Source organism: Sulfurimonas sp., from assembly GCF_029027405.1.
Lineage (GTDB): Bacteria > Campylobacterota > Campylobacteria > Campylobacterales > Sulfurimonadaceae > Sulfurimonas.
This window is the reverse complement of record NZ_CP093396.1, coordinates 135,063-158,481: the sequence shown is the minus strand read 5'-3', so window position 1 is coordinate 158,481 and position 23,419 is coordinate 135,063. Positions and strand designations below refer to the sequence as shown.

General features: G+C 32.0%; 25 protein-coding genes and 1 pseudogene. 12 read left to right on the top strand and 14 right to left on the bottom strand.

Going from position 1 to position 23,419, the window contains the following annotated elements; all coding sequences use genetic code 11:
• Nucleotide 1 precedes the first annotated feature (1 nt).
• Nucleotides 2–865 (top strand): DMT family transporter, encoded by an 864-nt coding sequence (locus MOV42_RS00765; protein ID WP_324171916.1) that lies wholly within the window; start codon nt 2–4, stop codon nt 863–865.
• A 55-nt stretch (nt 866–920) separates the two neighbouring features.
• Nucleotides 921–2,096 carry an NAD(P)/FAD-dependent oxidoreductase gene (locus tag MOV42_RS00760; protein ID WP_324171915.1) on the top strand — a complete coding sequence of 392 codons (1,176 nt, stop codon included), beginning with the start codon at nt 921–923 and terminating at the stop codon, nt 2,094–2,096.
• A gap of 179 nt (nt 2,097–2,275) precedes the next feature.
• On the opposite strand, the gene MOV42_RS00755 is transcribed toward MOV42_RS00760, so the two are convergent.
• Together MOV42_RS00755 and mgtE are read right to left on the bottom strand one after the other, a co-directional pair.
• Nucleotides 2,276–3,316 (bottom strand): CNNM domain-containing protein, encoded by a 1,041-nt coding sequence (locus tag MOV42_RS00755; protein WP_324171914.1) that lies wholly within the window; start codon nt 3,314–3,316, stop codon nt 2,276–2,278.
• Between the two features lie 14 nt (nt 3,317–3,330).
• Nucleotides 3,331–4,659, bottom strand: a complete 1,329-nt coding sequence (gene mgtE / locus MOV42_RS00750; RefSeq protein ID WP_324171913.1) for a magnesium transporter — start codon at nt 4,657–4,659, stop codon at nt 3,331–3,333.
• A 135-nt stretch (nt 4,660–4,794) separates the two neighbouring features.
• Here mgtE and MOV42_RS00745 point away from each other — a divergent pair, with 135 nt between their 5' ends.
• Nucleotides 4,795–5,241: a DUF3015 family protein gene (locus tag MOV42_RS00745; protein WP_324171912.1), complete on the top strand. Its 447-nt coding sequence runs from the start codon at nt 4,795–4,797 to the stop codon at nt 5,239–5,241.
• 204 nt (nt 5,242–5,445) lie between these two features.
• Complete coding sequence (locus tag MOV42_RS00740) at nt 5,446–7,143, top strand: DUF4105 domain-containing protein (protein WP_324171911.1); 1,698 nt, start codon at nt 5,446–5,448, stop codon at nt 7,141–7,143.
• A gap of 34 nt (nt 7,144–7,177) precedes the next feature.
• On the opposite strand, the gene MOV42_RS00735 is transcribed toward MOV42_RS00740, so the two are convergent.
• The 4 genes from MOV42_RS00735 to recA form a co-directional block, all read right to left on the bottom strand.
• Nucleotides 7,178–7,813, bottom strand: coding sequence for an AMIN domain-containing protein (locus MOV42_RS00735; protein WP_324171910.1), 636 nt, complete (start codon nt 7,811–7,813; stop codon nt 7,178–7,180).
• Nucleotides 7,814–7,851: 38 nt separating this feature from the next.
• The gene (locus MOV42_RS00730) at nt 7,852–8,130 is read right to left on the bottom strand and encodes a hypothetical protein (protein WP_324171909.1); all 279 of its coding nucleotides are present in this window, start codon (nt 8,128–8,130) and stop codon (nt 7,852–7,854) included.
• Between the two features lie 8 nt (nt 8,131–8,138).
• The gene (gene eno, locus MOV42_RS00725) at nt 8,139–9,404 is read right to left on the bottom strand and encodes a phosphopyruvate hydratase (RefSeq protein ID WP_324171908.1); all 1,266 of its coding nucleotides are present in this window, start codon (nt 9,402–9,404) and stop codon (nt 8,139–8,141) included.
• A 73-nt stretch (nt 9,405–9,477) separates the two neighbouring features.
• Nucleotides 9,478–10,515 (bottom strand): recombinase RecA, encoded by a 1,038-nt coding sequence (recA, locus tag MOV42_RS00720; protein WP_324171907.1) that lies wholly within the window; start codon nt 10,513–10,515, stop codon nt 9,478–9,480.
• A gap of 148 nt (nt 10,516–10,663) precedes the next feature.
• Here recA and MOV42_RS00715 point away from each other — a divergent pair.
• The 6 genes and pseudogenes from MOV42_RS00715 to MOV42_RS00690 all read left to right on the top strand — a co-directional run.
• Nucleotides 10,664–10,852 (top strand): annotated as a pseudogene (locus MOV42_RS00715) (YbjQ family protein); the annotation flags it as partial.
• Complete coding sequence (locus MOV42_RS00710) at nt 10,852–11,295, top strand: YbjQ family protein (RefSeq protein WP_324171906.1); 444 nt, start codon at nt 10,852–10,854, stop codon at nt 11,293–11,295. The pseudogene MOV42_RS00715 and the gene MOV42_RS00710, both read left to right, overlap by 1 nt.
• A 140-nt stretch (nt 11,296–11,435) precedes the next feature.
• A complete protein-coding gene (locus MOV42_RS00705; protein WP_324171905.1) occupies nt 11,436–12,077 on the top strand; it encodes a M48 family metallopeptidase in 642 nt (213 codons plus the stop codon).
• A 58-nt stretch (nt 12,078–12,135) separates the two neighbouring features.
• A complete protein-coding gene (locus tag MOV42_RS00700) occupies nt 12,136–12,999 on the top strand; it encodes a menaquinone biosynthesis family protein (RefSeq protein WP_324171904.1) in 864 nt (287 codons plus the stop codon).
• A 3-nt stretch (nt 13,000–13,002) separates the two neighbouring features.
• The gene (gene fliQ, locus MOV42_RS00695) at nt 13,003–13,269 is read left to right on the top strand and encodes a flagellar biosynthesis protein FliQ (RefSeq protein ID WP_324171903.1); all 267 of its coding nucleotides are present in this window, start codon (nt 13,003–13,005) and stop codon (nt 13,267–13,269) included.
• Nucleotides 13,269–14,078: a UDP-N-acetylmuramate dehydrogenase gene (locus MOV42_RS00690; RefSeq protein ID WP_324171902.1), complete on the top strand. Its 810-nt coding sequence runs from the start codon at nt 13,269–13,271 to the stop codon at nt 14,076–14,078. The genes fliQ and MOV42_RS00690 overlap by 1 nt, the downstream gene beginning before the upstream one ends.
• A gap of 32 nt (nt 14,079–14,110) precedes the next feature.
• Here MOV42_RS00690 and MOV42_RS00685 read toward each other — a convergent pair whose 3' ends face one another.
• From MOV42_RS00685 to MOV42_RS00650, 8 genes are all read right to left on the bottom strand, one after another.
• Nucleotides 14,111–14,872, bottom strand: coding sequence for a TIGR04219 family outer membrane beta-barrel protein (locus MOV42_RS00685; RefSeq protein ID WP_324171901.1), 762 nt, complete (start codon nt 14,870–14,872; stop codon nt 14,111–14,113).
• Between the two features lie 153 nt (nt 14,873–15,025).
• Nucleotides 15,026–15,541 carry a thiol peroxidase gene (gene tpx / locus MOV42_RS00680; protein ID WP_324171900.1) on the bottom strand — a complete coding sequence of 172 codons (516 nt, stop codon included), beginning with the start codon at nt 15,539–15,541 and terminating at the stop codon, nt 15,026–15,028.
• A 144-nt stretch (nt 15,542–15,685) separates the two neighbouring features.
• The gene (gene tsaD, locus MOV42_RS00675) at nt 15,686–16,663 is read right to left on the bottom strand and encodes a tRNA (adenosine(37)-N6)-threonylcarbamoyltransferase complex transferase subunit TsaD (RefSeq protein WP_324171899.1); all 978 of its coding nucleotides are present in this window, start codon (nt 16,661–16,663) and stop codon (nt 15,686–15,688) included.
• Nucleotides 16,653–17,654: a HAMP domain-containing sensor histidine kinase gene (locus MOV42_RS00670; RefSeq protein ID WP_324171898.1), complete on the bottom strand. Its 1,002-nt coding sequence runs from the start codon at nt 17,652–17,654 to the stop codon at nt 16,653–16,655. Before MOV42_RS00670 ends, tsaD begins: the two co-directional genes overlap by 11 nt.
• Before the next feature lie 2 nt (nt 17,655–17,656).
• On the bottom strand, nt 17,657–18,724 hold the full coding sequence (gene dxr / locus MOV42_RS00665; protein ID WP_324171897.1) for a 1-deoxy-D-xylulose-5-phosphate reductoisomerase: 1,068 nt from the start codon (nt 18,722–18,724) through the stop codon (nt 17,657–17,659).
• Entirely contained in the window at nt 18,725–19,489 is a 765-nt protein-coding gene (locus MOV42_RS00660) for a phosphatidate cytidylyltransferase (protein WP_324171896.1), read from the bottom strand.
• 46 nt (nt 19,490–19,535) lie between these two features.
• Nucleotides 19,536–19,841: a hypothetical protein gene (locus tag MOV42_RS00655; RefSeq protein ID WP_324171895.1), complete on the bottom strand. Its 306-nt coding sequence runs from the start codon at nt 19,839–19,841 to the stop codon at nt 19,536–19,538.
• A gap of 15 nt (nt 19,842–19,856) precedes the next feature.
• Nucleotides 19,857–21,185 (bottom strand): NFACT family protein, encoded by a 1,329-nt coding sequence (locus tag MOV42_RS00650; protein WP_324171894.1) that lies wholly within the window; start codon nt 21,183–21,185, stop codon nt 19,857–19,859.
• 58 nt (nt 21,186–21,243) lie between these two features.
• Here MOV42_RS00650 and MOV42_RS00645 point away from each other — a divergent pair, with 58 nt between their 5' ends.
• The gene (locus MOV42_RS00645) at nt 21,244–21,396 is read left to right on the top strand and encodes a hypothetical protein (protein WP_324171893.1); all 153 of its coding nucleotides are present in this window, start codon (nt 21,244–21,246) and stop codon (nt 21,394–21,396) included.
• Between the two features lie 109 nt (nt 21,397–21,505).
• Nucleotides 21,506–23,419, top strand: coding sequence for a TonB-dependent receptor plug domain-containing protein (locus MOV42_RS00640; RefSeq protein ID WP_324171892.1), 1,914 nt, complete (start codon nt 21,506–21,508; stop codon nt 23,417–23,419).

Here is a 23,419-nt window from a genome sequence, read left to right as displayed (position 1 = left end):
TATGAAAAATATACACTTTACTTACCTTCTTATCTTAGCAATGTTTTTTTGGGGTGGTGGCTGGAGTGCGTTAAAAATTATCACTAGCGACTTATCCATAGAAGTTATAGTTTTCTGGCGTTTTTTTATTATGAGCCTTGCATTTATCCCTATACTTTTATTTTTAAAAAAACCGCTTATTCTTAATGTATCTGGAGCTAAGTTTGTTGCATCTAGTTCTGTTTTAAACATTGCTTTTATGGTTTTTTCATTTTATGGCGTAAAGTATGGACTAGCAGGAGCAGGAAGTGTTATCATTACAACCCTTGCTCCAGTTATGACTTTTATCTTAGTTGCACTTATTTTTAAAACAAAACTCTCTTCATATCAATACGGCGGACTTTTCCTTGGCTTAGTTGGTGGAGTAATAATGTTAGAGTTAAATGACCTAAGCCTCTTTTTAAATGGTTCTAACATCTACTTCTTACTCTGTGCTATCTCTTGGGCAGGAGTTACTATACTTGCTCAACATTCTCACAAACATGTTCATCCCATCCATTATAGTTTTTATATAGCTTTAGTTGCGACTACTGCTTCATTTATTTACGCAAAAGATGTAGATTTGATGGTTGTATTTGAGCAAGGAAGTAGATTTTGGATCTCTTTAATTTACTTGGCTGTTCTTGGACAAAGCGTGGCAACCACTATATTTTTCATAGCATCTGGAAAACTTGGAAGCCAAAAAACAAGTTCATTTATGTTTTTAGTGCCTATTTTTTCTCTTTTTAGTGCTTGGCTTATTTTAGATGAAGTTATTCAGATGCACATTATTCTAGGTGGAACATTAAGTTTATTTGCTGTTATTCTCATAAATAAAAAATATTAATAGGCTTTTAACATCTATTGATGTAAAATATTTATTATATTTATAAGGTGTAATTATGAAAACTATTTTAATCATTGGTGGTGGTTTTGCTGGGCTTGAAGCTGCCATCTTTTTGAAAAAAGAGAACTATGATGTAACTTTAGTAAGCGATAGAGATTATTTTTATATCTACCCTACCTCTATATGGGTTCCAACAAGAGAGAGTGAATTTACAGATGTTTGCGTTGATTTAAACGAACTAAAAGATGTTCATGGTTTTAAACTCATCATAGATAAACTCTCAAACATAGATGCTAAAGCAAACAATTATACTTTTTTAAGTGGTGAAGAACTAAAAGGTTTTGACTACGTTGTCCTTGCAATGGGTTCTTCAAAGCTTCATCACAAAGGCTTAGAGCATACTCTTTCTATCTGTGGTGCTCCAGAAACTTCTTTAGATATTAGAGCTAAAATAGATGAAATAATAACTAAAGGAAGTGGGAAAATTTGTTTTGGTTTTGGAGGAAATCCAAGAGATAATTCAGCTGTTCGTGGTGGTCCCGCTTTTGAATTACTTTTTAATGTTCATCATCTTTTAAAGAAAAAAGGTATTAGAGATAATTATGAACTAACCTTTTTTGCTCCAATGGCACAGCCAGGGAAGAGAATGGGCGCTAAATCTTTAGAGATGCTAGAGAAATTTTTTACTAAACTAAATATAAAACAACATTTTGGTAAAAAAATAAAATCATTTGAAAAAGATGGAATTATTTTTGAAGATGATTCAAAACTTTACTCTGATTTTACTATGTTTATCCCTGCTGGAAATGGGCATGAAGTTATTCAAAACTCTGACTTTCCAACAAATGAAGCTGGATTTATAAGCATTGATGACTACTGCCAAGTTACTCACAGTGAAGCTGATAATATATATGCCATAGGCGATATTACGGCTCTTGAGGGAGATGAATGGAGAGCGAAACAAGGTCATATTGCAGAGGTGATGGCTAAAAATGTGGCTCATAACATCAAGCAAAGAGATAAGGGAGTAAATAAGTTTAAAGGCTACCAAGAACACTTAAACATTCTATGTGTTATGGATAGTGGAGATGGAGCAGCCTTTGTTTACAGAGATGCAAAGAAATCCTTTATGATTCCTCTTCCAATCATTGGTCACTGGCTTAAAAAAGGGTGGGGAAGTTATTGTAGATATTCTAAATTAGGAAAAATACCAAGAATACCAGGAATGTAGAAAAAGTGTGTGGAATTTCTTTTTCCTCACACTTTTTCTACACTTTATGCCATTATAATACACACAAGAAAGAGAAATATAGGACTTAATGTCCAAATGAAGTATAAATTTCTTTCAGTCACAAACCCTTAAAATTCAAAGCAATCTCGTACTACTTACCCCCTTTCCTGGTACGAGGGTTACTTTTCTTTCGTTTTTCTCTTTGCTTTCATCTTCATTTTTGCAAGTTCTCTCATATCAACAGTAGAGTCACTCTCATCTACAATTTCAACACCTAATATAGTTTCAACACAATCTTCTAGTGTTAAAATTCCTTCTGTTTGGTCATAATTATCAGTTATTAAAAACATGTGGTCTTTTTTATCAATGAACAAATCAAGTGCCTTTGAAACAGGTACATTTTCATTTATGGAAAATATATTTCTTTTTATACTTCCAAGTGTAACACTGTTATCTTGCAAGGCTTGTTGAAAAATTCTTTTTGTCATAACAATTCCGACAACTTCTTCTATGGATTCACGATAAACTGGAATACGAGAAAATTTAAATATATCCTCTTTTGTTTCTACAATCTCTTTAATCGTTAGAGCCTCATTAAGAGCAAAAACAACACTTCTTGGTGTTAAAATTTCTCCAACTTTTATATTGGCAAGATTTAAAATATTTTCTATTACATCTGATTCTTTTTCATCTATTACACCTTCATCTTCGCTGATTAGCATACTTTCTAAAAGTTCTTCTTTTGTTAAAGAGTTTGCGTCATCATTGCCTTTAGAGATTTTGTTTGTTACAAAAAGTGTTGAAAGAATTATAGGGTAAGTTATCCAGATAAAAAATCTAATAGTGTAAGCAGACATCGGTGCTAATTTTTTCCAGTAAATCGCTCCAATAGTTTTTGGAATAATTTCTGATAAAAATAAAATCGCAAAAGTTAAAACAATAGAAACATAAATTACTGCGTCATTTCCAAATAGTATAGATGCTTGAGCACCAACTGCTGCTGCGCCTAAAGTATTTGCGATAGTGTTTAAAATTAAAATAGAAGCGATTGATTTGTTTATGTTTTCTTTATGAAGTTTTAGAAGTTTTCCAACTGTCGGTTGTTCTTTTTCTAAAACAGCGATATACGACATGTTTACTGACAAAAGTACTGACTCTAAAATAGAGCATATAAATGATACGCTCACCGAAAGTACAAAAAATAGTATTAATAAATCCAAGTTTTACAAATTCCTTATAGTAAAATATATGTAGCCAGACCAAGAAAGCTAAAAAAACCTACTACATCGGTTACGGTAGTTAAAATAACAGTGCTACCAATAGCAGGATCAATATCCATTTTCTTTAAAAAAAGTGGTATTGTAGCACCAAAAAAACCTGCTACAAAAAGGTTTATAACCATACTTAAGGCAATTACTACTCCAAGAAGGGGCATATCAAACCAAAGCGCAGATACAATAGCCATAATTATAGCGAAGATAAAACCATTTATGAGAGAGATAGATACTTCTTTTTTAATAATTCTCTTTGCATCACCTTGAGAAATCTCACCTAAAGCCAATTGTCTAACAACAACAGTCAAACTTTGAGTTCCTGCATTACCACCCATAGATGCTACTATTGGCATTAAAACTGCTAAAGCAACCATACTCTGCAAAGCATCTGTAAACATAGCTATTACTAAAGAAGCGGCGATTGCTGTTAAAAGATTTAAAGACAACCAAGTAGCGCGTTTTCGACCTGCTTTAAAAATACCATCATCATCTTCTGCATCATCATCAACACCAGCAAGATTGTACATTTGTTCAGTTGCTTCATCTTGGATAATGTCATAAATATCATCAGAAGTTATACGACCAAGCAATACGCCATAAGTATTAACAATGGGTAAAACAGAGAGGTCATACTCCTCAAAATGTTGAACTATATCTTTAATATCATCTGTATCAATTGCAGTCTTTGGATCAAAATTTTCTTGGCTTAATTCAATGTTTTCATTAATTGTTTTTGAAAAGTCAAAAATAAGAAGCTCATCTAAACCGATGGTAAATCTTAATTTATTGTCCTCATTTGTAATAAAAAGGTTTTGAACATTCTCAAGCTCATTTGCCTTTCTTAAAATTGCAAAGCGTCTTATAACATCTTGAACTTTTTCATTCTTTAAAGCAGTAAAAACCTCAAACTGCATATAAGCACCAGCTTCATCTTCACTATAAGTTTTAAGTTTTGTTATTTCTTGCTTGTCATCTTCATCTAGTGTTTCAAAGACCTGAGATGCTTTGCTCTCATCAAGCTCTTCAAGCTCTTGCATAAAGTCAGTTTGATCATCTGATTCAAGTTCGGTTACTGCGTGAGAAAGTTCATCAACACTAAGATTTTCTACAACATCATCAAAATATCTATCAGGAAGACTAAGAGCAACATCACCCACAAGGTCTTTTGGTACAAGTTTTAAAGCATTAGCAAACTCGCTATCATCTAGCTGTTTTAAAATTTTGGCAATATCTGATGGATGAATCTCACTTAAATCATGAGCATTTAAATATTCTTCTAGTCTATTCATAGTTTGAAATTATACCCAATACTGGAAAACTGAATAAACTGTTAGAAAATATAAATTTAAATTTATTTATACTTTAATCTATATTGAAGTATAAATTGCTTAGAATCTTTCTATCTTAAAATTTAAAGGTATTACATGAAAAAAATATTAGTAAGCGTAGTAGCTGTTTTAGCTCTTAGTACATCAGCAATGGCAGGTGTTAACTCTCAAACTGGTTGTGGACTTGGTTCTATGATTATCAAAAATGATTCTTCAGCGATTATGTTAGCTCTTCAAGCTACAACAAATGGTACTTCTGGTAACCAAACTTTTGGTATTACTTCTGGAACTTCTGGTTGTAGTAAAACTAAATTCGTTATGAATGAAAGAGCACAAGAATTTGTTGCTTCAAATATGGATGTTCTTGCAAAAGAAATCGCTGTTGGTCATGGTGAATCTATTGACACATTAGCTGAGCTTTTACAAGTTGAAGATACATCTACATTTTCAGCTTCTCTTCAATCAAACTACAACAGCATCTACACTTCAAAAAGTGTTGAAATGTCTGATGTACTTGACAATATCTCTACTACTTCTTTATAAGTATAACCAAAGATTAAACGAGCTTTTTCGTTTAATCTTTCACTAAACATTCACTCATCATCCTAGGAATATCTTATTTTTAAAAAAATACTTTTTATCCTCATTTTTGCTATCAGTTTAACTCAGGCTTCTGTTGAGTTCTATAAAAATAAAGCTGATGATTTAAACCTCTCAAGCCAAAGATACTGGCATCTACTACTTCATATGGATAATGGAATTAGTGAAATAGATGATAGTAGATTTTTTTTATCAAGAAGAGGAAAAACTAATGCCAAAGATGAGTTAGATGCTACACTAGAAGCTCTTTTAAATGAAAAAAAATTTGATGACAACTCTACTGCTTGTAGATTTCCCGCTAGAAAAGCATGGCTTAAAAAACAGTTAAACATAGAAATATTTCCAGAGGTTCAATGTAAAGAATATGATAAAATTCTAAAAAGATTAAATCCAAAATCTGCAACATTGGTCTTTCCATCAGCTCATATTAATTCACCTGCCTCTATGTTTGGACATACTTTTTTACGAATCAACTCAGCTTACAAGTCTAAACTTTTATCTTATGCAATAAACTATGCTGCAAATGCAAATGCTGATACCGAGAACGGTGTTGTTTTTGCTATTAAAGGTCTCTTTGGTGGTTACTATGGTCGATATTCACTTCTTCCATATTACGATAAACTAAAAGAGTATAGAGATACAGAACAAAGGGATATCTGGGAGTATGATTTAAACCTAAATGAAGAAGAAATCCTAAGGATGGTTAAACACATTTGGGAGCTTAATGGAACACACTCAAACTATTACTTCTTTACAGAAAATTGTTCATACAATATGTTATGGTTTATTGAGATAGCAAGACCTTCTGTAAATTTGAGAAAATATTTCACATATCATGTTATACCTCTTGAAACTGTACATGCTGCTTTAAGTGAAAACTTAATTAAAGAAGATCATTATAGAGCTTCAAAAAGAACGATATTGCTAAAATATGAATCTCTTCTCAAAGCCAAAAACTTACCCTTACCAAGAAAATTAGTTAGCTCTGAAATAAGCATTAAAAGTATACTAGAGGACAACTCTATATCAACTCAGCAAAAAATGTACATCTTGGAATCATCTATAGAATTTTTAGAATACTCTTTTACTAAAAATGATATGCAAAAAAAGATATATCTAGAATTATTTCACAATATAACTAAAGCAAGAGCCTCTCTTGGAAAAGGGAAAAATCTATCCATTGATATTCCGCCTAACCCTATAAATAGTCACAGAGGAGCAAGAGTAACAGCAGGAGTTGGACTTAGAGACAAGGAAACTATTAGTTTTTTAGGACTTAGACCAGTCTATCATAGCTTAGAAGATAGTAATTACGGCTTTTTAAGAGGCACACAAATAGAATTTATTGATATTTTACTTTCTTACAATGATAAAAAAATAGAAGTTGAAAATGCTACTCTTATTTCAATAGTATCTCTTGCTCAAAGAAGCGAGTTTTTTCATAATTTTTCTTGGAGAACGAAGTTTGGTTGGGATAAAAATTATCTTGATGATAAGACAAACTTTATTGCTACTTTAGGTGCAGGTTATAGCTGGGGAAATAAATTCGCCTATACTTATTTAATGGTTGATCCACTTTTTTACTATGGAGATAAATTTACTTCGGCTGTTGGAGGAAGTGTTGGGTTTGTTTTTGATAAATATAAGTATATGAGTACAAATATCCAACTAACTAAAAGACTCTACGATACAGGGAACTCCCAAAACTTAGTAAAAATAACACAAAGTTTTAGACTTTCTCAAAATATTCAGTTAAAATTTAAATATGACTACAAAGAAAGATATCAACTAAAGAAAAAAAAAGATGAAGAGACATATCAAGCATTTATTTCTTACTATTTTTAGTCTTTAGATTTATATATGCCTTCGTTATTTTTTCCTACCTTAAATTAAAAATATACCCATCCGATACTTTACTCATCTTATACCTATATTTTCCATCTAATTCTATAACTACTCTATAGTAACCTTCATGATTACCAACTCTAATCTTACAAAAAATTCCTTTTTTGTTCTCTTTAGAGTAACTTTTCAAACTTGTATCTCTTTTAAAATCTATTACTATTCTATGTGGCACTGGCAATAAAAAATTTCTAATAACCTTATCTTTCGTTAATATTTTTAGAGTTTTATTGAATGAAAATAATGTCGCATATTTTATAGATGCTATTTTTTTATATTTTATTTTTTTATTTTTTATTTTTTTTGATGCTACTACAGCCGGTTGCTCATAGCTTTGAGATATAAATATAGGTAAATGCCAATCAACACTATTATCTAACGATATACTTTTTGATTGAGTAGATGCATCTAAATTTTCATACTCTATTGTTACTTTTTTAATAATTCTCGCTGTTGAAGGAAGAGTAATAGATGAACGCTTTAAAGGGGGAAATTTTTTTACATTGTTTGAAGTATATGATATATCCTTTTCTCCCTTTGATGGGAAAAATGGATTTTCTCTAGCTTCTAATGAAAAAAGTAGCAATGATGAAACAAACAAAAATTTAATCAAATCTACCCCTAAATTTATTTATTAACTATTATATCAAGTTATTGTGCAGAAATTTCTTTGAGTTCAAAATACTCTCTTTGAAGCTCAGCATTTTCATCTTTAAGTCTGTAAACTTCACTTTGAAGATAGTTCTCATAATCTTGAAGTTCAAACAAAACTTCTAAGGAGTTTGTTCCATAAAGTAAAATTCCTATATAAACGCCAACTGCTATAACTATTAAAAATAAGAACAAAAACTTCGCTAAAGAAAGTCCAAAATACTTTTCAGTTGTACTTTGAGAACTATCTATATCTTCAAAAAGTTCTTCATTTTGCATAATAAAACTTAGTTAAAAATTCTTGACCCTAAATACTCGCCATACATAATTTCATTTTCTATCTCTAAAATACGGTTGTATTTAGCAGTTCTCTCACCACGAGCAGTTGAACCTGTTTTAATTTGACCACAATTAAGAGCAACTGCAAAGTCAGCAATAAAAGCATCTTCACTCTCACCAGAACGATGACTCATAACACAAGTATAACCATTTCTTTGAGCTAAACGAACTGTTAGCATAGTTTCACTTACTGAACCAATTTGGTTTGGTTTTATAAGGATTGAATTTGCTATCTCTTTGTTGATACCTTCATTTAAAATATTTACATTTGTAACAAAAAGATCATCTCCAACTATTTGAATTTTATCGCCAAGCTTCTCTGTCATTAGCTTAAATCCATCCCAATCATCTTCACTTAGACCATCTTCGATAGAAACTATTGGGTATTTAGCGCACAAATCAGCATAATAATCTACTAACTCAGCAGAACTTACTGTACGATTTTCCGAGTCAAGTCTATATCCACCATCTACAACAAGTTCAGATGCCGCTACATCAAGAGCAATTGCAATTTCTTCCCCTGCTTTATATCCAGCTTTTTTAATTGCTTCTAAAATAACTTGAATTGGCTCTTCATTTGAAGATAAATCTGGAGCAAATCCGCCCTCATCTCCTAAAGCTGTATTGTGTTTGTTAGCTTTTAGTATAGCTTTTAGACTGTGGTAAACTTCAGCAGATGCGCGTAAACCTTCTGCAAAATCAGTAAAACCAACAGGAACAATCATATACTCTTGAAAGTCAACAGAGTTATCAGCATGTGAACCACCATTTATGATGTTTAACATTGGAGTAGGAATAGTCATAGCATTTGCACCACCGAGATAACGATAAAGTGGCATACCTAAACTTTTAGCAGCCGCGCGCGCAACAGCCATAGAAACACCAAGAACAGAATTTGCTCCTAAATTTCCATAGTTTTCTGTGCCATCTACTTCTTTCATAAGAGCATCTATCATCGCTTGGTTAAAAGGAGATTGTCCGATAAGTGCATCTGAGAGTTCATTGTTAACATGAGAAACTGCTTTTAAAACACCTTTACCCATGTAGCGATTGCCGCCATCACGAAGTTCTAATGCTTCACGCTTACCTGTACTTGCTCCAGAAGGAACTATCGCACTTTCAATCGTTCCATCACTTAACTCTACTGTTGCTTTAACTGTTGGGTTTCCACGAGAATCCATTACTTCAATCGCACTAACGCTATCAATAAACATCTATCTACCTTTATGCTTTATTTATTGTTGCCATTTTATCTAAAATAAGTTAAGAGTAAGTTTATTAAACCACTTAAGCATCTGAGTCATTTATCTCACTTGTGTCCATAACCATAACATTACTTATGCCCATCGCCACTTTTATTTTTTCTTCTATTTCAGCTGCTAATTTTGGATCTTCTTTAAACTTAGCCTTGACATTTTCACGCCCTTGACCAAGTTTTGTCTCCTCATAAGAGAACCAAGCTCCACTTTTGTCAACGATATCTAACTTAACACCATAGTCAACTAGCTCTCCTTCTTTTGAGATGCCTTCTCCAAACATTATGTCAAATTCTGCCTGACGAAATGGTGGTGCTACTTTATTTTTTATAACTTTTGCTTTAACACGGTTACCAATCTGACTCTCACCTTGTTTCAATGATGCGATTCTTCTAACATCTATACGAACAGATGCGTAAAACTTAAGTGCATTTCCACCTGTTGTAGTTTCAGGAGAACCATATCCCATCATACCAATTTTCATACGAAGTTGATTTATAAAAATTACTGTACAATTCATTTTACTAAGAACAGAAGTTAACTTACGCAGTGCCTTTGACATAAGACGAGCTTGAAGACCAACTTGCTGATCACTCATCTCTCCCTCTAGCTCAACTTTAGGAGTAAGAGCAGCAACTGAATCAATAACGATTAAGTCAATTGCCCCACTTCTAGCAATAGTCTCAACAATATCAAGAGCTTGTTCACCATAATCAGGTTGAGAAACGAGTAGATTTTCAACATCAACACCAAGATTTTTAGCATATACTACATCAAGAGCGTGTTCTGCATCTATAAACGCACATACTCCACCTGCCTTTTGACACTCTGCTGTTATTTGAAGTGCCAAAGTTGTTTTACCAGAACTCTCAGGTCCATAAATTTCTACAACACGACCCTGAGGAATTCCACCAATACCAAGCGCCAAATCAAGCCCTATAGAACCTGTACTTATTGATTGCATTGGCTGAATATCTTTATCACCAAGGCGCATTAATGCACCCTTACCAAATGCTTTATCAATCTGCTTCATTGCTAAGTCTAATGCTTTTTGTTTATTTGCGTCCATTTGTGGCTCACTTGTTTTAAATTTTAAGTAATTGTATATAATTTTTATATTTTTATTTAAAAGTATTGCAATTTGTCATATTTTATCCTTATTTACTTGAACTTTTCTTTACATAAATATTTTATATCAATAGTTTTTTAAAAATAATTTTGGTGGTGAACTAAAAGGTTACACTGAACTCTTAGGTGAATCTAGAGAAGAAGCTATGCAAAGAATGCAATCTCAAGCAAAATCTTTGGGAGCAAATGCTATTGTAAATGTACGATTTTCTACATCATCTGTAGCTGCAGGTGCTGCAGAGCTTTATGTTTATGGAACAGCCGTAAGTGTTAAATAATGATTGATATAGCATTAATTATAATTCCAATACTATTAGGATATTTTATAGGTTCGTACCTTGAAAAGAAACATTATACATCTATTAATAAGCGTGAAAAAGAGTATGCTCATCTTCCTGTAATTGTTTTAAAAAAACCTTTAGTAGAAAATAAACTTATCACTGATAGTTACCTTGTTGCTGGTAATGTTGTTATCTCCATAGATTACTTTAAGAGATTTATTGCTGGACTAAGAAATATTTTTGGTGGTAATATCAGTGTGTACGAATCATTATTAGACAGAGCACGAAGAGAAGCTATTTTAAGAATGAAACAAAATTCAAATAATGCCAATGAGATTATCAATGTTAGAATTGAAACAAGCTCCATCTCAAAAAATTCTAGAAGAGGTAGTATCGGGAGTGTAGAAGTTTTTGCATATGGCACAGCACTAAAATATTGAGCTTTAATACCAAGCTTCCAGATAATAGTGTAAATATAACCAAGACCTCGGTTATATCTGACTTAATTTGGATGATTACTGGGATATCTTCTTTTATAATCATTCTCTATTTCAGTTCTGGTTATTTAGTTCAATATGGTGTGCAGAAAATATCTATAAAACAAGAACAAAAACTTTTTTCATATCTTAATCTTAATATTTTAGACTCAAATAACTCCTCAAAAGATGAAATATTTATCCAATTATTAGCAAATAAAAGTAAAAAATGTACTAACTCACAATATGATTTTAAAATCTATTTATCAAGTTCAAAAGAAGTAAATGCATTTGCTCTGCCTGCTGGATTTATTGTAATTAACCAAGCTATTATAGATAATGCAAAATCAGAAAATGAACTCTTTTTTGTTATTGCTCACGAAATAGGACATTTTAACAATCGAGACCATCTTGAAGGTATTGGACGCTCTTTTGTAAGTATCCTTATCTCAAGCTTTATTGGTATTTCTGATCTTAATGAACTATTAAGCAGTTCTATCTCGTTTAGTGAAAGTCAATTCTCTCAACATCAGGAAAGTGAAGCTGATTTGTATGCTGTTGATTTGATGGAGTGCTACTACGGTCATACTAATGGAGCTACTGATTTTTTTCATCATATTAGTGATGTAAACAATAGTCTAACACTATTCTCCTCGCACCCTCAAAGAGTAGAACGCATTCAAGATATAAACAACTATATAAAAACTAAATCTTATCATTCAAATGGTAAAAAAACATCCTTTTAAAAAAAGAACTCGCATATACTTTAGGGCATGTTTATCCATTTTTCGCTAAAATGTTTTTATGAAAAAAACTTTAATTGCCCACTCTCCTGACGCGGATGATATCTTTATGTACTATGCCATAAAATTTGGTTGGGTAGATATGGAAAATACTTTATTTTATAATGTTGCTAAAGATATTCAGACTTTAAACGAAGATGCTATAAATGGAACTTATGACATAGTTGCTATTAGTTTTGCACTTTATCCACACATAAAAGAAGACTATGCCCCGCTAAGAACTGCTGTTAGTTTTGGTGAAGGTTATGGTCCTAAGCTTATCAAGAAAAAAGGCATTAAACTAAAAAGAAACTTCAAAGTAGCTCTTAGTGGAAAACACACTACAAATGCTATGCTTTTTCGTATAGCTTATCCAGATGCTAGAATAACATACATGAACTTCCTAGAAATAGAACAAGCAGTTTTAGATGGAGTTGTAAATGCTGGTGTATTAATACATGAGAGCATCTTAACTTATGATGAAGCCCTAGAAGTGGAGAGAGAAATATGGGATATTTGGCAAGAGTTAGCAGGAGATGATTTACCTCTTCCTCTTGGTGGCATGGCAATTCGCCGTTCACTTCCGTTAAACAAAGCAATAGAATATGAAGCTACTTTAACTAAAGCTGTAAAAGTAGCACGAGAACATAAAGATAGACTCTCTAAAATGCTTATAGAGAGAGATTTAGTCCGCATTGATGCTCCAACACTAGATAAATACCTAGAACTTTATGCAAATGATGATTCTATAACTCTTAGCGATATTCAATACAAAGCGATAAATAAACTTTTTGAACTAGGGCATAAACATGGCTTTTACGATGCACATATTAATGTGCAGGATTTTATGATTCCAACAGAATATAAAGAACTTAGGAACTCATAAATCATGGAAGCAAAACTAATCGCATTAGGAGTTGAAACTTTTAAAACAGCCCTTATTTTAGCTCTTCCTGGTTTACTAACAGGTATGTTTATAGGTTTAGCTGTAAGTATTTTTCAAGCAACTACCCAAATAAATGAGATGACTCTATCTTTTATTCCTAAGATTATTGGTGTTGTTATTGTGATTATTTTAACAATGCCTTGGATGCTAAATGTAATGACAGACTTTTCAACAAATGTATTTAACATGATGACTGAGTTTATAGAGTAATGAGCTTCAAGAGAATTAACTTCTCAACATTTTCTTCTATAAAAATAGGTCAAAGCCTTGATGTAAAACTTTTAGAAGAAGTAAATGATTTTACAAAAGAGTATTATCTCATAGGCTCTTGCAATAATATTTTACTTGGTAACAACCCTCCAAAACTGATGAAACTTTCTAAAATATATGATTATATAAAAATAGAAGATGCTATTTTAAAAATAGGCGGAGCAACACCATCTGGTAAGATAGCTTCTTTTTGTAAAAAAAACAATATTACAAATTTTGAATTTGTATCTCATCTGCCAGGGACATTAGGTGGTTTAGTTTTTATGAATGCTGGTCTAAAAGAGTATGAAATCTTTAATCAACTTATTTCTATAAAGACTTGCAATGGTAAAAAACTAAAAAAAGATATAGATTTTGGATATAGATATACTAATATCAACTCTCCTATTTTAGAAGCATCCTTTCATCTAAACTTTGGATTTAATGAAGAGAAAATAGCTATGTTTAAAAAGATGCGTTTAAATCAACCAAGTACCTCATCAGCCGGAAGTTGTTTTAAAAATCCTAAGGGAGATTATGCAGGAAGACTTATAGAAGAAGTTGGACTAAAGGGCAAAAGAATTGGGGATATGGGGTTTAGTACAAAACATGCAAATTTTTTAGTCAATCATGGAAATGGAATATTTGAAGATGCTATCTCTCTCATAAAAGAAGCTCAAAAAAAAGTTTATAAAAAATTTAATATTTGGTTAAAGTGTGAAGTAAAGATTTTAGATAAAAATTTTATGAGTGACTCTTTAAGCGACTAATCAAATTGCAATTGAGGCACTCATAAAAAAAGTTAGAAACGAAGCATTAAACCCGCATAAACACCTGCAAAGTTTAAATCAACTTTAGCATTGCCTGCGCTATCATCTTCAAGTTTGATTTTTTGTACTCTATAACCAAGCTCTATCGCTGGTTTAATAGGCAACTTTATATCAAAAGTATAGTCAATTTTAGCACGAGCATCATATATTGTGTTACCGCTGTAAGAAATATACTTTACATCACTCTCTAAGCCTATATTTGTTTTAGGAATCTCAACTCTTGCTCTTAAATACAAAAGAGGAATAACTACTGCTACTGAATCACTATAGTCTGTAGTCACTACATCTACAACAACAGCATCTGCCTCATACTTTATATCTGCTACCTTTAAGTCCAATCCTACGTCTAGTGTTATCCATGCTGTGTTATCCAGTATATTATAGTAAGGAATGATATCAAACTCTGTTACACTTAAAGTTGTTTTAGAGTTTGTTGGAGCTGTGAAATTTTTAAATGAACCTGTTGCTAAGCCATTGTTATTTAAGTTTACATACTCTAGTCTTAAATTTGGTAAAATAGGAACGGGATGTTTCAGTAAAACCCACAAGTAAGCTTGTGTTTTAGAATCCTCTTTTGATGTATCAGTAGCTTTAATGCCAGCATCTGCATAACTCAGTTCTCCACTTGAAGCCTGCGCCCAAGCACCAACACCTAATTCAACTTTTATTATATCTGCGCTTATACTTGAAGATAAGAAAGCTGCACATACTAATGTTGTCAATATTTTTTTCATTAGAATATCCTTTGAATTGTTTATATTATTATATCAAAGAGTTTTAAAAGAAATCTTTAGAGCAAAAGCTCTAAAGTGGAAGAAAAAAAGCTACTCAGGGGGAAGAAAAGTAGCTTTTATGAAAATTGTCTTTAGTTATGTCAGGAGTGTTAATTAAAGTGCAGCTTTTGCAGCAGCAATAGCTTCTTCATAGTTAGGCTCAGTTGTGATCTCTGGAACAACTTGCTTATAAGTTACTTTCCCATCTTTACCGATTACAAAAATAACTCTTGCAGTAATACCAGCTAAAGGACCATCAGCTAAAAGAACACCATAGTTGTTAGCAAAATCTTTGTTTCTGAAGTCTGAACAAACTTTTAAGTTTTGGATTCCAGCTGCTCCACACCATCTAGCAGATGCAAAAGGTAAATCCATAGAAACGGTAATAACTTCAACACCTTCTAAAGCGGCTGCTTCAGTGTTAAACCTTCTTGTTTCAGCATCGCAAACACCAGTGTCTAAAGATGGTACAGCAACTACTAGTTGAACCTTACCTTTTCCACCGATTTGCTCATCCTGAAGCATTGGGTCACAGTTTACTACTGTTGTCACTGGTGCTATATCACCTACATTTACTTCTGTTCCTGCTAAATTACATACAATGTCATTTTTGAATGTTACTGTTGCCATATTTTAGTTCCTTGTATTTAAGTTTTATTTTTACTTTTATTATCATTAAGTAATTTGTTAATTAAACAAGGGAATTATATGTTAAATCGGATAAAATTACTCTTATTTAGAAAAGAACTCTTTACGACTAAGTTTTAACTAAGTTTATAGTTTTGAACGAGGGGAACTACTTAACTCATCTATGGCACTAAACAAATTCTTTTCATACATCTCAACTGCGACTCTTCCAATCATAGCAGCATTGTCAGAACACCATTTTAGCTCACTTAAAAGAAGTTTAGCATTGTGTGGTTTTAAAAGTTCTTCTACCTGAGAACGCAAATAAAGATTTGCACTAGCTCCACCAACAATTGCAAAAGTTTTTGGCGCGGTTGTTTTAAAGTATTTTTTTAATTTTTGAGTGAGATGAGCAGATGCAATATGTTCAAACGAAGCAGCAATATCTTTATAATCTTCTTCTGATGTTTTTTCAATAGCCAATCTAACTGCATTTTTAAGTCCAGAATATGAAAAAGCTATAAGAGGGGATTGTGAAAGAGGAATAGTGAAGTTAAACTTTTTTCTATCTCCATTCTTTGCTAGTTTTTCTATAAGTGGTCCACCAGGATAGCCCAACCCCATCATCTTAGCTACCTTATCAAAACTCTCTCCAAAACTATCGTCCATACTTTTTGCAACTGTCTCTATATCTGTTAATGATTTTACTTGCATCACTTGAGTATGTCCACCTGAAACTAAAAGCACAGTTAACGGAAATTGGGTTGGTTTATCTATAAACAAAGAGTATATATGACCAACTAAATGATTTACTCCAATTAGAGGTAGTTCAAGAGCAACAGCAATAGCCTTAGCCATTGTTACGCCTTCAACAAGTGTAACGGCCAAGCCTGGAGTTGAAGTTACTGCTACCGCTTTTAATTTTTTGAAGTAAGGCTCACACTCTGCCAAAATATTTGGTAAAGCTTCAGCGTGAAGTCTAGCTGCGAGTTCAGGGACAACACCGCCATAAACAGAATGTTCTAACTCCTGAGATATTTTTTTATGAAAAATAAGTTTTTTTGTTTTGATATCTGTGATAGCGATAGCACTATCATCACAGCTACTTTCTATACTAAGAATCATCTATTATATTCCTTTTTTTCAACATACACTGATTAGAATATGGAAGATTTATACAAAAACATGAAGATTCAGAATCAAAATTAATATTACCTCCAAAGATTTTTTGAACTATCTGCTTAGACATATACAAACCTATTCCTGTTCCTTGAGATTTATGTTTAGTTGTAAAATATGGGTCAAAAATTTTATTTTTTATTTCAGGATTAATTCCCCCAGCACTATCACAACAAATAATTTCCAATGATTCTTGCTTAACAGTAAATTTTAAAATTATTCTTTTATCCTGCATATCTTTATCAAAAGCATCTTTAGCATTATTCAAAAGATTTAATAAAACTTGGGAGATTGAAGAAGAAAGTTCAATCTTGTTATTAACACAATCGACTTCTATATCTAATGTTATATCATTTTTAATTATTTCAATGTTAATAATACTTTTAACCTCTTTTAAAATATCTTTCAAGTCTCGAATTTGCGTGTAAGTTTTTTTATTAAAAAATGACATGAAATCATCTATCGTAGAAGCTAAATAATTCACATTACTTTCAATAATATCAAAGTTTTTTTCTAGATTATTTCCGCTTGATAGCTTAGCATTAGCAACCGATAGACTTATCGTGTTAAGAGGTTGTTTCCATTGATGTGAAATATTTGCCAACATTTCACCCATTAAAGCAAATCTTGCTTGTTCAAAAAGTATTGCATCTTTCTTTTTATTTTTTTCTATTTCTTTATTCAACTCATCTTTAAAATATTTTAAATGTACCGATAACTCTATAATTATACCTATAGTTACAGGAGCCATCAATAATGGAGTAACTATTGACTTTATAAATGTAATATTCGTATACTGGGCACCAAAGAGCATTGTAAGGATATAAACAAGTGGAATAGAACTAAGAACAACAAAAATTGTTCCAAATATAATTATACTTTTTGGACGGTATAAAGAAAGCTTATGCAAGTGCTTATCTAGCATATTACTAATCATTTTTATTTTCCTTTCATAAACTCTCTTACTTCTTTATCTAAAGCAAAGACATCATCAACACTATGAGGTATCTGAATAAATGATTCAAATGCATCCATTATCATTTTCGAAATATCCATAAAGCCTATTTCTTTATTTATAAATTTTTCTATTGCAACTTCATTTGCAGCATTAACTATTAAACCTTTTATAGGATTTTTTAAAAGTTCTTCTTTAAGTTCCCAGATAGGGTATCTATTTTTATCTATTTGTCTAAATTCAAGATTTCCAACTTCTAACAAATTGACATGTTTTAAAATCTGCTCATCCATCTGCTCATCTAGAGCATACGCTATTGGGAGTTGCATACTTGCATGTGCAAAATGAGCCGTAGTTGAGCCATCTTTAAAATCAATAAGAGCATGAATAAGTGATTTTGTTTCTATGATAGCATCATATTGACCTTCACCAAAAAGCCATCTTGCCTCAAGTAGTTCAAATATTTTATTTACCATTGTTGCGCTATCTATGGTTATCTTTTGTCCCATCGACCAGTTGGGATGTTTCTGTGTATCTGCCAACGAAGCATTTTGAAGTTTCTTAATATCCCAGTCACGAAATGCCCCACCACTTGCAGTAATAATCATCTTTTGGACTGGTCTATCTTGCATCAAGTACCAAAGCCCAAAATGTTCACTATCAATGGGTTGAATTTTGCTTACATCTATAAATGCTCCACAAGCAACTAAACTTTCTTTATTTGCCAGTGCAACTTTTTTACCTGCATCTATGGCTGTAAGTGTTGGACGAAGACCTAAAAAACCAACAAGAGCATTAACGACTAATTCTGATTGAGCATCTTTTATAACTTCTAAAATGGCATCTTGACCTGAAAAAACATTTTTATGATTTACATTTTTTATATCTTTTGCATCTGCAACTACAACAACTTTTGGCTGATACTCTAAAATCTGTTCATTGAGAAGTTTAATATTTTTTCCACAAACCAAAGCTTCAACTTTTATATTGAACTTTTTAGCAACTTTTAGAGTATTTACACCTATTGAGCCTGTTGAGCCTAAAAGTATCACCTATACAAGCCCACGAAGTAAAACTAACATAACTATCGAACCAAAAAGATAGCCATCTATTCTATCAAGTATACCACCGTGTCCTGGAAGAATATCACCACTATCTTTTACTCCAGCATTTCTTTTTAAACTACTCTCAAACAAATCTCCAAATATAGAACTTGTTGCAACCATAAATGAGATGATAAAAGATACGCTTAAATCTACTATACTCAAACCAACAAACATTCCACCAATAGTTGCAACAACTATACCACCAACAACACCTTCCATAGTTTTGTTTGGAGAAGTTTCACAAAACGGAGTTTTCCCGATGCTTTTACCAACTGCGTAAGCACCAACATCAGTAAGTGCGACTACTATCAATAGCCAAAGAAGAGAAATAACTCCGTATTCTTGATACATTGTAAAGATAAAGAGCATTCCAGCGGTTGGATATATAAAAGGAAAAAAGTTTTTCCAAGTTAGTTTTTTATTAAAAGCAATAGCACTTGCATAAGCAACCCAAGCTAAAACAAAAAGGTCATCTCCGTAAGGGTAGATGCCAGCCATAAGCCAAACACCAAGAGCTATAATGAGAAGAGAGTCATTTTTTATTTCAAAAAGTTTTTGAGCCTCTTTAAAAGCTAAAAGATAAATAAGTCCAAGAAATGCCCACATCATAAAAAAGCTATCTATAAAGCCTATAAGTAAAACCAAACCAATGAGGGAAAAACCTGTGACGACTCTCTCTTTACTAACATTTATAGATTCTAAAAACTTCATGAACTTTCCTAAATATAATGATTTGTAATTTATGGATTATACCAAATCACACTTTAATATCTAGTTTATAAACTGGAAACTCTTCTTCTTTTTCTTCATCTTCACTCTCATCATGGTCTGCCCTTGCTGTTTCTTGATCAGCTTCATTTTTTTCATGTTCTCTATCTGGGTCAACTTCATGATTTTCTTCAGCAGGACGAACTTTTAAAACTTTCTCATCTTTTTCATTTACAGCAGCTTGAGCGACCATGTTTTGAAAGTCAACACGACTATTATGAGCATTTTGAACAGAAGATACATTTGCTGTCATCTGGTTTGTAAAAATTGCACTTCCTATTGCACCAATGCTCATAATATGTCCTTTAATTTATTTTCGAGTATCTACCTCTATGGTTTTGTACTTGTTGTAAAGTACATTTGCACCACTTTGTATAGTAACTTCTCGTCTAGGAGTATAATCGACCAAAAACTTATCTTTTTGAATAGTTGTAAAATCTACACATAACCTTCCTGCCCCATTTATGATGCTAATTGGGATGTTTTGCTTGTCGGTTGTGATGATGACATGAGCAGATGGTCTGTCTTTCATGTGAACCCAAATATCTCTTGCTCTTGCATTTTTCAAAACTTCTATATTACCTTTTTCATTTTTACCAAGTTGAACTTTATAGCCTTCTATCCAAAAAACCTCAACACTATCATTTGTTTTTATTTTTTTCGCTTGAATTTTAGAAGGAAAAAGTAGTTGTATTTTTGATACATCTTTTGCCTCTTGAACTGTATGTATAAAAAGTTTTATATGCTCAATTTTAGAACTTAAAGATTCTTTTTCAATATGTAGATGCTTGACTTTTTGTTTCGCTTTTTTACTTCTTGAGAAAAGCGAAGATGCCATTAAAGCAGGTGTCCAAAGCTCTTTATGCAGTTCTATTACCAAAGGTGTTCCATCATAATCATTTAAGTTCAAAGTTTTTTGATAAGATTTAATATTGTGAATGTTTGCTAAAACTATATTCCCATGGTGCTGACACTTTTGCACTTCATTTTTTAGTTTTGTTTCATCATCAAGCAAATCATAAAGTTTTTGTAGTTTTTTAAGCTTTTTATTTAAAAAAAGAATCTTTTGTTTTTTAAGCGAGTCTAGTCTATTTTTTACTTCCTTTTCATACTCATCATATAAAAATATTTCTACATTTTCAAGTGGATACTCTTTTGCCACAAAAGGAGCTGGTAAAACATTTAAAAGTTTTTGTCCAACTCTAATCTCACGAAATGAAGAAAACAAATCAACATGACGCAAGGCTTCAAGAACAACCTCATTTTCATCTAAGATGATTACATTCGTGTATTTGCCAGTAAACTCAAACTGTAAAAGTGTAGTTTCTTCTTTATATGCAGATGCTATGGAGGTAGTAAATCTTAAGATTTTATCATCATTTAAAAGCTCCACACCTAAGATGTTTGCTCTGTTAAATCGTTTTGCCAAGATAACATCAAAAGGCGCATTATATACTTTTGAACGAGCATAAGAGGAGCATCTAAACATTTTAGAGTTTGAGCGTTGCATCTCAAAGTAAAGCTCGTCATCTTTATCAAAAGCTATTTTTATGATGGTATCGCTTACCCGATAGATAGCAGAAATCTTTTTAAATTTAAGTAGATAGTTTTTAATTTGTTTTAAATGGGATAATTTCATAAAAGTATTTTATCAGATTTTTTGATATACTTGCAAAAAAAATCAAAGAGACACAGAAATGAGCCCTAAAGGTTTTGGTAAAAGTTACTTCTCCTTAGCAGCAATACAAGCCCATGTTTCACAACAAAAAATCGTGGCTATGTACTCATCAACTGCCACTCTTAGTGGAAAACCACTAACTATAAAAATCACTTCTCCACCTATTGATTAGTCCGTAAAAGGAACACTTCGCTTAAACCGCTGTGGTCACTAAAGTTTTGCTCAAAGAGCAAAATAAATCATTGACTCACATACTTAATCAGTATATAGGAATTTCAATAATGCAAAATAAAATAAAACTATCTCTAATATTAGTAGCTTTTTTAAGCCAACTTAACGCACAGGACACACAAAAAATAATCTTAAATCCACTTAGCATTACCTCAACTGCCATAAAAACAGATGAGTTAAAATCTACAGATGCAGTAGAAGTTTATACACAAAAAGATATCCAAAAAGCCAATGTAAGAAATGTATATGAATTTTTAAACCAACAAACTTCTGTTACATCAACGCCTAGCTATGGAAATCCTTTTTCTCAAAAACTTGATATGCGTGGATACGGTGGAGATGGCTATCAAAATATAGTTATCATGGTTAATGGTAGAAAATTAAACAATGTAGATGGAGTGCCTCAGTTACTATCATCGATTTCACCAACATCAATTAGTCGTATAGAGATTATTAAATCTAGTGGTATTGTCATTGGAGGAGATGGAGCTAATGCTGGTGTTATCAACATAATTACAAAACAAACCAATGATAAAGAAGTTTCTTTTTATCTTGGAACTTATGGAGCCGTATCTGGTTCATTTTATATTGGTCATAAAGACAATAAACTTGCAATCTCAGCAAGTGGTGAAGCACAAAAGAACAATGGGATTAGAGATATTGATACAAATGGCAATAAAGATAAAAACCAACTCTCAACAGCAACTTTTAACCTATCATATAGACCTATTGAGAATTTAGAGTTAAGAGCTGGAATCTCTAGTGCTAGAACAAATGTTATCTACGCTGGAAGCTTAACTCAAGCGGAGTATGATAAAAACCCTTCGCAAATGAGTAATGCTTGGTCTGCTTTTACACAACAGTTTTATGATACGGATGCTTTAAGTGCTGGAATTGTTTATGACATAAGTGATAAACTTGTTGTAAATATTGATGGTTCAAGAGAAAACAAAAAATCTCAATACGGCACAAATAATCCAGCACATTATCTATATGATACTGTAAAAATTAAAGTTGATTATGAAGATGACTCTTTAAATATATCTGCTGGATATGATGATTATAACTACAATAGAAAAAATCCAAATAATGACCTAACAAAAAAAAATAATGCTGGATATATTATGAGTAGCTTTGCTTTAAACAACTCTTCTATTAAAGCTGGTTATAGATATGAAAAAGTTTCATTTGAGAGTAAAACAGGAGATAATCAATATGATACGCTTCATGGCGTAGAACTTGGATATAACTACACTTTTGATAAACAAAAATCTATCTTTGTAAACTATGCTCACTCTTATCAGTCAGCTGATTTAGACAGACTTTTTAAATGGAACACAGGAGCATTTTTAGGTTATGTAAATCCATCTCAAGCAAATAATTTTAATCTTGGGTTTAACTATATTACAAAGACGAATAAGCTTAAAGTAACAGCTTATTACATTGACTTACAAAATGAAATCTACTATCAACCACTTTTATCTTCAACAAATAAAAATACAAATATAGACAAGTCACATAAATATGGTCTTGATTTATATGATATGTGGCTTATATCTAGCAAATGGAGTCTAGCACTTAACTATAACTATATTCAAGCCATTATAGATGAAGAAAAAGAGGGTGGATTTGATTATGCTGGCAAGCATCTTCCTGGTGTCTCAGATCACAATGCAAAAATAACTATTGGGTTTATGCCAGATGATTTTAGCACTATCGCACTAACTCAAATCTACCGTTCAGAGACTTATGCTGCAAATGATTTCAACAATAACTTCTCTCAAAAACAAGATGCTTATATGAGTACAGATATCTCTGCAACTTATGCTAAAAAATCTTGGGAAGTTTTTGCTAAAATAAATAATATTTTTAACAAGTCAAACGGTATGTGGATTAGAAATGACAGCATCTACCCTGTAAACTTTGCAACAACTGCTTTAGTTGGTTTTAAATTAAAATACTAA

Coding starts and splice junctions, on each gene's coding strand:
- MOV42_RS00765 (WP_324171916.1), top strand. CDS start 2: ATGAAAAATATACACTTTACTTACCTTCTTATCTTAGCAATGTTTTTT.
- MOV42_RS00760 (WP_324171915.1), top strand. CDS start 921: ATGAAAACTATTTTAATCATTGGTGGTGGTTTTGCTGGGCTTGAAGCT.
- mgtE (WP_324171913.1), bottom strand. CDS start 4,659: ATGAATAGACTAGAAGAATATTTAAATGCTCATGATTTAAGTGAGATT.
- MOV42_RS00745 (WP_324171912.1), top strand. CDS start 4,795: ATGAAAAAAATATTAGTAAGCGTAGTAGCTGTTTTAGCTCTTAGTACA.
- MOV42_RS00740 (WP_324171911.1), top strand. CDS start 5,446: ATGGATAATGGAATTAGTGAAATAGATGATAGTAGATTTTTTTTATCA.
- MOV42_RS00730 (WP_324171909.1), bottom strand. CDS start 8,130: ATGCAAAATGAAGAACTTTTTGAAGATATAGATAGTTCTCAAAGTACA.
- eno (WP_324171908.1), bottom strand. CDS start 9,404: ATGTTTATTGATAGCGTTAGTGCGATTGAAGTAATGGATTCTCGTGGA.
- recA (WP_324171907.1), bottom strand. CDS start 10,515: ATGGACGCAAATAAACAAAAAGCATTAGACTTAGCAATGAAGCAGATT.
- MOV42_RS00710 (WP_324171906.1), top strand. CDS start 10,852: ATGATTGATATAGCATTAATTATAATTCCAATACTATTAGGATATTTT.
- MOV42_RS00700 (WP_324171904.1), top strand. CDS start 12,136: ATGAAAAAAACTTTAATTGCCCACTCTCCTGACGCGGATGATATCTTT.
- fliQ (WP_324171903.1), top strand. CDS start 13,003: ATGGAAGCAAAACTAATCGCATTAGGAGTTGAAACTTTTAAAACAGCC.
- MOV42_RS00690 (WP_324171902.1), top strand. CDS start 13,269: ATGAGCTTCAAGAGAATTAACTTCTCAACATTTTCTTCTATAAAAATA.
- MOV42_RS00685 (WP_324171901.1), bottom strand. CDS start 14,872: ATGAAAAAAATATTGACAACATTAGTATGTGCAGCTTTCTTATCTTCA.
- tpx (WP_324171900.1), bottom strand. CDS start 15,541: ATGGCAACAGTAACATTCAAAAATGACATTGTATGTAATTTAGCAGGA.
- tsaD (WP_324171899.1), bottom strand. CDS start 16,663: ATGATTCTTAGTATAGAAAGTAGCTGTGATGATAGTGCTATCGCTATC.
- MOV42_RS00670 (WP_324171898.1), bottom strand. CDS start 17,654: ATGATTAGTAATATGCTAGATAAGCACTTGCATAAGCTTTCTTTATAC.
- MOV42_RS00660 (WP_324171896.1), bottom strand. CDS start 19,489: ATGAAGTTTTTAGAATCTATAAATGTTAGTAAAGAGAGAGTCGTCACA.
- MOV42_RS00655 (WP_324171895.1), bottom strand. CDS start 19,841: ATGAGCATTGGTGCAATAGGAAGTGCAATTTTTACAAACCAGATGACA.
- MOV42_RS00650 (WP_324171894.1), bottom strand. CDS start 21,185: ATGAAATTATCCCATTTAAAACAAATTAAAAACTATCTACTTAAATTT.
- MOV42_RS00645 (WP_324171893.1), top strand. CDS start 21,244: ATGAGCCCTAAAGGTTTTGGTAAAAGTTACTTCTCCTTAGCAGCAATA.
- MOV42_RS00640 (WP_324171892.1), top strand. CDS start 21,506: ATGCAAAATAAAATAAAACTATCTCTAATATTAGTAGCTTTTTTAAGC.